At 47.5% G+C, this 10,756-nt stretch carries 7 protein-coding genes and 1 pseudogene; 6 read left to right on the top strand and 2 right to left on the bottom strand.

The annotated features are described in order from the left end of the window. Window positions 1-621: pseudogene (locus BM082_RS23915) on the bottom strand (S-type pyocin domain-containing protein); the annotation flags it as partial. 486 nt (window positions 622-1,107) lie between these two features. On the opposite strand from BM082_RS23915, the gene BM082_RS23910 reads away from it, so the two are divergent. The 6 genes from BM082_RS23910 to murI all read left to right on the top strand — a co-directional run bounded on the left by BM082_RS23910 (window position 1,108) and on the right by murI (window position 9,677). Then, window positions 1,108-2,730, top strand: a complete 1,623-nt coding sequence (locus tag BM082_RS23910; RefSeq protein ID WP_074928888.1) for a type I restriction-modification system subunit M — start codon at window positions 1,108-1,110, stop codon at window positions 2,728-2,730. Beyond that, the gene (locus BM082_RS23905; protein ID WP_083417943.1) at window positions 2,720-4,048 is read left to right on the top strand and encodes a restriction endonuclease subunit S; all 1,329 of its coding nucleotides are present in this window, start codon (window positions 2,720-2,722) and stop codon (window positions 4,046-4,048) included. The genes BM082_RS23910 and BM082_RS23905 overlap by 11 nt, the downstream gene beginning before the upstream one ends. Next, window positions 4,048-4,725: an abortive infection family protein gene (locus BM082_RS23900; RefSeq protein WP_074928886.1), complete on the top strand. Its 678-nt coding sequence runs from the start codon at window positions 4,048-4,050 to the stop codon at window positions 4,723-4,725. The genes BM082_RS23905 and BM082_RS23900 overlap by 1 nt, the downstream gene beginning before the upstream one ends. Next, window positions 4,718-7,999, top strand: coding sequence for a type I restriction endonuclease subunit R (locus BM082_RS23895; RefSeq protein WP_074928885.1), 3,282 nt, complete (start codon window positions 4,718-4,720; stop codon window positions 7,997-7,999). Before BM082_RS23900 ends, BM082_RS23895 begins: the two co-directional genes overlap by 8 nt. 186 nt (window positions 8,000-8,185) lie before the next feature. Beyond that, window positions 8,186-8,824, top strand: coding sequence for an adenine nucleotide alpha hydrolase (locus BM082_RS23890; RefSeq protein ID WP_244276083.1), 639 nt, complete (start codon window positions 8,186-8,188; stop codon window positions 8,822-8,824). A gap of 19 nt (window positions 8,825-8,843) precedes the next feature. After that, window positions 8,844-9,677 (top strand): glutamate racemase, encoded by an 834-nt coding sequence (murI, locus tag BM082_RS23885; protein ID WP_074928882.1) that lies wholly within the window; start codon window positions 8,844-8,846, stop codon window positions 9,675-9,677. Here the strand turns inward: murI and BM082_RS23880 are convergent. Further along, the gene (locus BM082_RS23880) at window positions 9,652-10,104 is read right to left on the bottom strand and encodes an RNA recognition motif domain-containing protein (RefSeq protein WP_017015717.1); all 453 of its coding nucleotides are present in this window, start codon (window positions 10,102-10,104) and stop codon (window positions 9,652-9,654) included. The two genes, murI and BM082_RS23880, sit on opposite strands and share 26 nt — an antisense overlap. Between the last annotated feature and the right edge of the window lie 652 nt (window positions 10,105-10,756).

Here is a 10,756-nt window from a genome sequence, read left to right as displayed (position 1 = left end):
AAGAGGCATTTTAGACGTCGTGCCTGCTACTTTCCCTAGTGGTAAAAGACCGTTAGCTGTCATTGCCCTTGCGGGAGCCATCGCCGCCATTACACCAAAGTTAGGTGCTTTTATTTCTTCTTCGCAGGCTTGCGTGTCGCCATAAGGTCGGGTGCAAGATTTAGCAAAAACCTTGTCTGCTTGAGGCGATTTAGCGAAGTTCTCTGATATCGCATGCGGTGGAGTCGGTGTTAGCGGTGGTTCTGTAACGACAGGCTCAGGGACATAGTTTGACTCTGAAAAGCTAGACGAGGGGCCATTGTTTGCGGGACGCGATGTGCCCATGCGAAGTTTGGTAGCCAAAAAACGCTGTTTGGCATCATTGAACGCCTGGTCTGTCACCGTGATTTGGTTGCTGGCATTGGCGACCAACTTACCATCAGAGAACGTAAACAAGGGGGCTGCCGGGTTATCTGAAATCACCACCATCTCGCCCCGCGCGAGGGAAGATGTAATCGACACACCGCTTGAGCCTGAAGGCAACATCGCCAGTAAGTCGGCTTCACTGTAACGTGAAATGTTCCCTTCAATACGAACTGCTTCACCGTTTGACAGGCTATCCAGCCTTACAATTTTTGCCATTTCCCTATGCGCCTACATACACCTAACTATTGCCTACGCTGAGTAAGCAAAACACGTGCCCCGAATGCTAGAGGGTTTATAAGCGTCTCACGTGCGTATGAATGAGACGCAAGCGAATAACTGCCTAATGTTGAGCAAACTCTTGCTCAGTAGGCAATAAATGACCCGATGTGAAGGTAAAAGAGCGAGAAGCTGCTTTGGCATGTTGGCGCTGAATGAGATGACTTTTCCAAACCGAGCCACAACTTTGAGCCAACACACGTACATATTTACTGACAGAATGATAAATTATATTCAATAAAATCAGGCAATGTATCGCTCGCTCTGTCACCGTTGTCGTTATAAAAAGCGAGAATATCACCCGTTCAGAAATAGCGAACACATGGCCTTTGGCATAGAATGCGCGCATTCAGAACGGCGTTGATGTATGACCGTTCGATGGCTTACTCAGGAAGCCAATTATCTATTTCCAGGAAACCATTCAACATGGCCCAAACTCCAGCAAAGAAGAAACCGACCAAGGGCTTTGAAGAAACCCTTTGGGATACCGCCAACCAGCTGCGCGGCAGCGTCGAATCGTCTGAATACAAGCACGTGGTGTTGAGCCTTGTGTTCCTTAAATTCATCAGCGACAAATTCGAAGCTAAGCGCCAACAACTGATTGATGAGGGTGAAGAAGCCTTTGTTGATATGCCGGAGTTCTACCAGCAAGACAACGTCTTCTTCCTTGAGGACCACGCACGTTGGTCGTTTGTGAAAGCCCGCGCCAAGCAAGATGACATCGCCATCATCATCGACAGCGCCCTGAAAGCGATTGAAAGCAAGAACAAAGCCCTTGAAGGCGCATTGCCAGATAACTACTTCTCGCGCATGGGCCTTGAGACCAAAAAGCTCGCCTCTTTGATTGATGCTATCGAAAACATCGATAACTATGTTCACGGAGAAAGCGCCAACCAATGCGACATGACCGAAGAGGACTTGGTCGGGCGTGTGTATGAATACTTCCTTGGTCGCTTTGCGGCTACCGAAGGCAAAGGTGGCGGCGAGTTCTATACACCAAAATCTGTGGTTACCCTGCTGGCTGAAATGCTCGAACCTTACCAAGGCAAAATCTACGACCCGTGCTGTGGTTCAGGCGGTATGTTCGTTCAGTCGCTCAAGTTTATTGAAAGCCATCAGGGCAAGAGCAAAGACATCGCCATCTATGGACAGGAGCTGACCAGTACCACCTTCAAGCTGGCAAAAATGAACCTTGCAATCCGTGGCCTGACGGGCAACCTTGGCGAGCGCCCAGCAGATACCTTCTTCAGCGACCAGCACCCAGACCTGAAAGCTGACTACATCATGGCGAACCCGCCGTTTAACCTGAAAGACTGGCGTAATGATGCCGAGCTCACGGACGATGCGCGCTTTAACGGCTTCCGCACCCCGCCAAAAGGCAACGCTAACTACGGTTGGATTCTGCACATGCTGTCGAAACTGAGTGAAGACGGCACCGCAGGCTTTGTACTGGCGAACGGTTCAATGAGTTCGAACACCAGCGGCGAAGGCGAAATCCGCCAGAAGCTGATTGAAGATGACCGCATCGAGTGCATGATTGCCCTGCCAGGTCAGCTGTTCTACACCACGCAAATTCCGGTCTGCCTGTGGTTCATGACCAAAAACAAAAAGGCCAACCCGCGCTATGGCTACCGTGACCGCACAGGCGAAACCCTGTTTATCGATGCCCGTGAAATGGGCACCATGGTCAGCCGTGTACATAAAGAACTGACACGTGACGATATCGCCAAGATTGCAGACACCTACCATGCATGGCGCTGTGAGCAAAGCGAACTGACCCGCCGCATTGACGCCAAAGAAATCAGCGTTGAGAAGTACCAAGACACCGCAGGCTACTGCAAGGTGGCGACCATTGCCGACATCAAAGCCAACGATTTTGTGCTGACACCGGGACGCTACGTGGGCGCAGCGGATTTGGAAGATGACGGTATACCGTTTGAAACCAAAATGACCGAACTGACTTATCTTCTATCAAAACAATTTGCCGAGTCCAATGATTTGGAATTGTCCATTCTGTCAAGCCTGAAAGGACTCGGTTATGAAGCATAACCAAGAGGGATTATATCCAAGAGGCTTTTCGTCAAAGACAGACTGGAAATATCCTCTGGTACAAGCGGGTAAACTTGTTACTTTAAACTATGGAAAAGCCCTCACAGCGCAACACAGAGTAGAGGGAGACGTTCCTGTTTATGGTACTAACGGGCAATGTGGGCACCACAACGAATTTTTAGTGAGTGGGCCAGGAGTGATCTTAGGAAGAAAAGGTCAGGGACCTCTAGGAGTGGAGTGGTCCGAGAATAACTTCTGGGTGATCGATACGGCTTATTATGTGACTGCTAAATCTGAAAATATTGACTTGCAATATTTTTACTATTTAGTTCGATTTATTGGTCTGAATCATCTAAAAGATGGAACTTCAAATCCAAGTCTATCGAGAGATACATTTTCGCGTTTGCTACTGCCTTTACCCCCTGTCCAGTGTCAAAAGGGGATTTCCAAGCTTTTGCGAAATTTCGACAACAAAATCACCCTAAACCGCCAAATCAACCAGACGCTGGAGCAGATGGCGCAGACGCTGTTTAAGTCATGGTTCGTCGATTTCGACCCTGTGATTGATAACGCGCTGGATGCGGACAATCCTATCCCCGACGAGCTGCAACACCGCGCTGAAGCGCGCAAAGCGGTACGTGAAAGCGAAGGCTTCAAACCACTGCCAGATGATGTACGCCAGCTGTTTCCTGATGCGTTTGAAGAAAGCGAACTGGGTTGGGTGCCGAAGGGGTGGGTGGTATCTACCGCAGGAGACGAATTTACAGTCAAAGGTGGTTCAACACCGAGTACCAAGAATGCCGAATTCTGGGAAGGGGGTGATATCCACTGGACATCACCAAAAGACCTTTCAGGTAAAGCAGAAAAAATCCTGCTCGACACCGAAAGGAAAATCACTGCTACAGGCTTAAGTAAGATAACTTCAGGATTGCTTCCACCAGAAACGGTGTTGATGTCCTCGAGGGCCCCTGTTGGCTATCTAGCGATGACCAAAGTTCCCGTCGCAATAAATCAAGGTTACATTGCTATCACAGAGTGTAAGTCACTGACTCAAGAGTTTGCGTTGTATTGGCTCGACTCCAAAATTGAAATGATAAAAAGCATTTCTGGAGGCACCACTTTCGCGGAAATCAGTAAAAAAACATTCCGGACCATCCCGATTGTTGTTCCTTCAGCCCAATCAGCGAACGCCTTTTCTGAAACAGTAGCTTTGTACCTAAGTAAAATCTCAAAGAACGTTGAAGAATGCCGCTCTCTAAGTGCTTTGCGAGATTCATTGTTACCAAAGCTGATATCTGGTGAACTGGAGATCATCTGATGTCTAACGACACGTTTCGCTTGAGATTGAGTACTAGGGCAGTAGCAGAGACTGATACAGCTACGCATTTGATCGAACAAAAAGAGCGGCTAGAGTCAGCTATTCAAGAAGGTGACTCATCTTTATCTATCGATTTATCAAAGGCATTCCTCGAATCAGTTTTCAAAACGATTATTTCTGATCGTGAAGAGACACCGAATCTAGGCAAAGATTTTTATCCTTTGTTTAATGATGTTAAGCAGCATGTTCCTTTTAGTAAAAATGATGATATCTCTCAAAAAGTTTCAAGGTTAGCTGGCTCGATCGTCAATGTGACAAATGAACTCAGGAATCGATATGGCGCAGCTTCGCACGGTGATGATGGTTATCATGAAAATCCGTTACGGATGGCGGAAGTAGAGTTTGTTTTGTCATCAGTCGATGGCCTCGCGGCCTTCCTCTACAAAAAGCACAGAGAGACACTAGAGCCCGACACCCATCATAGAATCCAATATGATGATTATCCTGATTTCAATGACTGGCTTGATGGCCAGTTTGACGGTTTTTCCCTAAAACTGTCTGAGAAAATCAACATCGAATACACCGCTAGCCAGATGCTTTTTTCTCAGGACCCATCAGGGTATCGAGAAATGCTGATTCAATTTACGTCCACCGAAGAGGAGGATGATGATGAGTAATCGAGTTTTCAACGAAGCAAAACTGGAACAGGCCATCATCACCTTACTCGGTGAGCATCACACCGCATCCGGCCAGCGGGTGTACCCGCACCACATCGGCAGCGATATTCCGCGCCCTGATGACTCAGAAGTGCTGATCCTCGATGACCTGCGCAGTTACCTTAACGCGCAGTACAAAGCAGACAGCATCACTGAGGGCGAAATTGAAACCATCGTCCGTCAGCTGCAAACCCTGCCAGCCAGCGACCTGTACCAGAGCAACAAAACCTTCTGTCAGTGGCTGAGTAATGGCTTTCCCTTCAAACGTGCTGACCGCACAGAGAAAGACCTTCACATTCATCTGATTGATACAGCCGCCCTGCCAGAAAAACTGACGGCGATGTTTGTGGAAGGCATCGACACCATTGAGGCGGATAACAACCGCTACCGTTTGGTGAACCAGCTAGAGGTTGAGGGTGTAGACCAACAGCTGCGCATCCCTGATGCCATTTTGTACGTCAATGGTTTGCCTGTGGTGGTGTTCGAGTTCAAATCCGCGGTGCGAGAAGAAGAGGCCACCACTTATGACGCGTGGGATCAGCTAACCAACCGTTACCGACGCGACATCCCCAAGCTGTTTGTTTACAACGCACTATGTATCGTCAGTGATGGTGTAAACAACAAAATGGGAAACCTGTTCTCGCCCTATGAGTTCTTCTACGCATGGCGCAAAGTAACGGGCAATGAATCGACCGAGAAAGACGGGATTAATGCCCTCTATACGATGATTCAGGGGCTGTTCCATCCAACCCGCTTGCTGGATGTTATCAAAAACTTTGTCTTCTTCCCTGATACCAGCAAGAAAGAGGTGAAGCTGTGTTGCCGTTATCCGCAGTATTACGCTGCCCGTAAGCTTTACTACAACATCAAAAAAGAGCGCAAGGTACTGGACGCCAAAGGGGAGATTGTCCCTTACAAAGAAGGCGGTGGCTCTGGTAAAGGTGGCACCTACTTTGGGGCGACGGGTTGTGGCAAAAGCTACACCATGCAGTTCTTATCGCGCCTTCTGATGAAGTCGGTCGATTTTGAAAGCCCGACTATCGTGCTTATTACCGACCGTACCGATTTGGATGAGCAGCTTTCTAAGCAGTTCTGCAACGCGACCGGCTACATTGGCGATGAAGTGATTGAGCCTGTCACCAGCCGTCAGGATCTACGCGATAAGTTGGCAGGACGTGCCAGCGGCGGTGTGTTCCTCACGACCATTCATAAGTTCACTGAAGACATCAAGCTGCTGACCAGCCGCAACAACGTGGTCTGTATTTCGGATGAAGCGCACCGCAGTCAGATTAACCTCGATCAGAAAATCACCATCGATCAGGACAAAGGCACCATCAAGAAGACCTATGGGTTCGCCAAGTACCTGCATGACTCGCTGCCAAACGCGACCTATGTAGGTTTCACAGGTACGCCTATCGACGCCACGCTGGATGTGTTTGGCCCTTCCATCGACACCTACACCATGACCGAGGCTGTGAACGATGGCATCACGGTGCGGATTGTTTACGAAGGCCGCGCCGCCAAGGTGATCCTTGATAACAGCAAGCTGGAAGAAATCGAGCGGTACTACGAAGAATGTGAACGTCTGGGCGCCAACGAGCACCAGATTGAAGAGAGCAAGAAAGCCTCTGCCAATATGAACGCGATTTTGGGTGACCCTGACCGGATTGAAGAGTTAGCAAGGGACTTCGTCACTCACTATGAAAAGCGCGTCTCTGAAGGTGCCACCATCAAAGGCAAGGCGATGTTTGTTTGCGCCAGCCGTGAAATTGCTTATGAGTTCTACAAGAACGTTAAAGCACTTCGCCCTGAGTGGTTCGAAGAGAAGCAAGCGATTGATGGTGTCGAACTGACCGACAAAGACAAAGAAGAGCTGATGTCGCTGCCGATGGTCAATATGGTGATGACCCGAGGCCAAGACGACGATGCCGACATGTACGCGTTGCTCAAAACCAAAGACTACCGCAAGGAGCTCGATAAGCAGTTCAAGAACGCCAAGTCGAACTTCAAAATCGCTATCGTTGTGGACATGTGGCTGACGGGCTTTGACGTACCCGAGCTAGACACTATTTACATCGACAAGCCGTTACAAAAGCACAATCTGATCCAGACCATTTCGCGGGTTAACCGTAAGTTTGAAGGCAAAGACAAGGGATTGGTGGTCGATTACATCGGTATCAAGTCCCGTATGAATCAGGCACTGGCGATGTACTCCAAAGCCGATGAGTCCAACTTTGAGGATGTGCGTCAGTCATTGATTGAAGTGCGCAACCATCTTCACCTGCTGGCCCAGGTCTTCCATAAATTCGACAGCAGCGATTACTTCGGGGGTGAACCCGTCAAGCAGTTGGAGTGCCTGAACCAAGCCGCCGAGTTTGTGCTTCAGACCAAGAAGACTGAAATGCGCTTTATGGGCTTGGTGAAACGTCTGAAAGCGGCTTATGACGTGTGTGTAGGCAGCGAGGAGATCGAGCAAGAGGAACGTGAGCATATTCACTTCTACATCGCTGTTCGCTCTATCGTGTTCAAGCTGACCAAAGGCGATGCGCCAGACACTGCCCAGATGAACAAGCGTGTCCGCGAGATGATTGCGGAGGCATTGCGCGCAGAGGGTGTGGAGGAAATCTTCACCTTGGGCGATGACAAAGCCGAGACCATCGACATCTTTGATGATGAGTACATGGCCCGCATCAATAAAATCAAACTGCCCAACACCAAAATGCAACTGCTGCAAAAGATGCTGGAAAAGGCCATCAGCGATTTCAAGAAGGTGAACCAGCTACAGGACATCAACTTTTCTAAACGCTTTCAGGCGCTGGTAGACCAGTACAACGAACGCAAAGAAAACGACGTGCTCAACGGCGAGGAGTTCGACAACTTCAGCCAGATGATGACCGACATGATCTACGACATCAAAGCAGAGATGTTGTCGTTTGAAGATATCGGCATCGACATGGAAGAGAAGGCGTTCCTCGACATCCTGGAGCACATGTGTGTGAAATACCAGTTCACCTACGATGACGAGAAGATGCTTGAGCTGGCAAAAGCAATGAAGGTGATCGTTGATGACAACGCACAGTACCCAGACTGGAGCAAACGCGACAACATCAAAGCCAAGCTGAAAGTTGACCTTATCAGACTGCTACACCGCTTCGGCTTCCCGCCAATTGCGAATGATGACGTTTACAAGAACGTGCTTGAGCAGGCGGAGAATTTTAAGAAGTACAACGGGTGAGGTTGTTTTTTTGAGTGCTTGGTCTTAATCACCAAAAATGTAAAGGCAAATTGTAGGATTCATCTGGTTTGCTCGGATGACAGCTATCTATTGTCATTTTGAAAGGGATTTGTAAATGGAAAAGAAGAGAAATTGATATAAGATATTGTTTTATAATGATTAATAAAAAAATCCCAAAAAAAGCTTGTGCATAATGGCAAAGATTCAACACTCACACTTTATAGGCTTCAGCAAAACCCTGATTATGACGTCGTCGGCTTGTATACGTCGTATGTCGATGGGGAAGTACCATTTCAAGCCACCCCCATTGATATCGTTAAGGCGCAAGCGAAAAGCATTGGCCTGCCTTTGGTTCTGATCGAACTGGATCAGGTGTTCCCTCCTAACGATGCATACCAGCAAGCGATCATTAGTGGTATCAAGCATAGCGGCCTTGAGGTTGATGCTGTCGCGTTCGGGGATATGTTTTGTAACGGCATAGAAGCATACCGTCGAAGTTACATAGAGCCGGCAGGGTGGGAATGTGTGTTTCCGCTTATTGGCCAAGACAGCGCACTGCTCGCCAGAGAGATCATAGAGGTGGGTATTGTTACGAGACTGACCACAGTTGATACCTCGCAACTAGACGGAAGCTACCTTGGAAGAGTCTACGATCAGCGACTTCTTGACGAGTTGCCCACCCATTGTGACCCATGCGGTGAAAATGGTGAATTCCATACATTAGTCACAGATGCGCCTTGCTTCTCTTACCCACTTACTACAGAGGTCGATACTGTCAAAAGGGAAGGGCGCTTTCATCATCAGATACACCGCCTTCTTGAGTGAGAGATTTTAAAAGCTGAGCATGCGCAGTATCATGACGGCGAAAATAATGACGAAGGTAATAAATGTGAAAAGTGTGCTGATTTTTGATTCTGGTGTAGGTGGGCTTTCAGTCTATCGAGAAATCACGAAGATGATGCCTGAACAGCATGTGATTTATGCCTTCGACAATGCAGCGTTTCCTTATGGTGAATTGAAAGACGACGTATTGGTGTCTAGGGTCACTGGTATGGTGTCGTCGATCTGCGCTGAGCACGACATTTCGTTGGTGGTCATTGCGTGCAATACCGCAAGCACACTTGTGCTTTCATATCTTCGAGACATGCTATCTATTCCTGTCGTCGGCGTCGTTCCCGCGATAAAGCCTGCCGCAGTATTAAGCAAGACGAAAAACATTGGTCTTTTAGCCACGCCAGCCACAATAAAGCGTCCTTATACTTTCCAGCTCGTAAATGATTTCGCGCCTGATTGCGACGTTAATATGGTCGGTTCGACTGAGTTGGTTCAAATGGGGGAGTCCAAATTACGTGGCAAGCTTGTAAATAAAAGTATATTAAAAGACATTCTCGCCCCGTTTATTGGGCAGGTAGACTGTATCGTTTTAGGCTGCACTCACTTTCCATTGCTTAAAGAAGAAATTGAAGAGGTGGTTGGTAAAGACTGTAGGGTGATCGATTCGGGAGAAGCGATTGCGAGTAGAGTTGCAGAGCTAATAAAAGAAGAAGGCCAAAAGGCCTTCTTCAATAAACATAAACACAGAGTATTTAGTAGTGCACCAGTAAAAGAAGAGAGTGCGTTAAATCAGGAGTTGTCACTACTAGGCTTTTCGCCTATTGAACGCGCTCCGACTTTCTAGGGTCATTCGCTTCCCTGACTTTTAACGTCCTTTCGCCGTATTCACTATTGTTTAGTTGGTCAATGGCTGCTGGTGCATCGGCGGCGGCCATGACAACAAAACCAAACCCTCTGCGTTTCCCTGTCCTTTTGTCTTTCATCAAACGTACCGCAAACACTTCACCGTATTCAGCGAAGAGCTCCTTCACGTCATTTTCATTTGCACGATAAGGCAGGTTACCTACATAGATTGTTTTTGAATTAAGCGAAGACGCCTCAGAAGTAGTGTCTGTAGATTTAGTAGATAAAAGAGAAAGGGCAATACCTACGGTTATGGCACCCATTGCAAATGCGAACCCGGTACTCGATATTAGTTGTGAAGTATTGAGCAGTAATGCGCCCAGTCCAGCAATGACTGCTGCAATAAGCAAACTTATAGATGTTCTCATAATCGTCTAATTTAAAGTTCTGTTAGAAGAAGTAGCATGAAGAATAGAAATCAATGCTGATTGAAATAAATACAATTGTCGGTTTGATATTACGGTTATTGAATTGTTATTACCAGTGAGTGAATGTGACCGTTATCTAATGTTGCAATATGTTGTGTTTTTTAAAGTTTAGGTTGAATTGTGTTCAGTCGAAATAAAAACGAATAAAAACGCTTGCCAATGTGATCTCAGTCTCTATAATGCCGCCTCACTGACACGGAGAACGACTTCTTAAAGAGAAATCGCTCTACGAAATCAGGTGGGAAATGGCTTCTAAAATCGATGATAAATAAACGCTTGACGCGTTGGTTTGAATCAGTAGAATGCCCGCCTGCTTCAACGTAAAAGCCCAGTGCTTATCTCGGTTGAAGGAAGTCAACAAGACGTTTTGGATGCGGTGAACACCACGCTGAAAAATCTCAAAATTTCTTCTTGACTTCATCTCCTGGCAGCGTAGAATTCGCAGCCCTGACGATGAGAAGCAAACGCTTCTACAGTCAACGTTCTTTAACAATTTGACCTATACAATCTGTGTGGGCACTCGTACTTGATAGACATAAGATTTATCAATGAACTGAGTGACCCAAGATGGTTGAGCTCTTCGGAGTGATGC

Source organism: Enterovibrio norvegicus DSM 15893 (genome assembly GCF_900115495.1).
Lineage (GTDB): Bacteria > Pseudomonadota > Gammaproteobacteria > Enterobacterales > Vibrionaceae > Enterovibrio > Enterovibrio norvegicus.
Note: the sequence above shows the minus strand (reverse complement) of the source record. Positions and strands in the feature narration are given on the sequence as shown.

Excerpts from the sequence above, each read along its gene's own strand:
- BM082_RS23905 (WP_083417943.1), top strand. The coding sequence starts at position 2,720 with ATGAAGCATAACCAAGAGGGATTATATCCAAGAGGCTTTTCGTCAAAG.
- murI (WP_074928882.1), top strand. The coding sequence starts at position 8,844 with ATGCGCAGTATCATGACGGCGAAAATAATGACGAAGGTAATAAATGTG.
- BM082_RS23880 (WP_017015717.1), bottom strand. The coding sequence starts at position 10,104 with ATGAGAACATCTATAAGTTTGCTTATTGCAGCAGTCATTGCTGGACTG.
- BM082_RS23910 (WP_074928888.1), top strand. The coding sequence starts at position 1,108 with ATGGCCCAAACTCCAGCAAAGAAGAAACCGACCAAGGGCTTTGAAGAA.
- BM082_RS23900 (WP_074928886.1), top strand. The coding sequence starts at position 4,048 with ATGTCTAACGACACGTTTCGCTTGAGATTGAGTACTAGGGCAGTAGCA.
- BM082_RS23895 (WP_074928885.1), top strand. The coding sequence starts at position 4,718 with ATGAGTAATCGAGTTTTCAACGAAGCAAAACTGGAACAGGCCATCATC.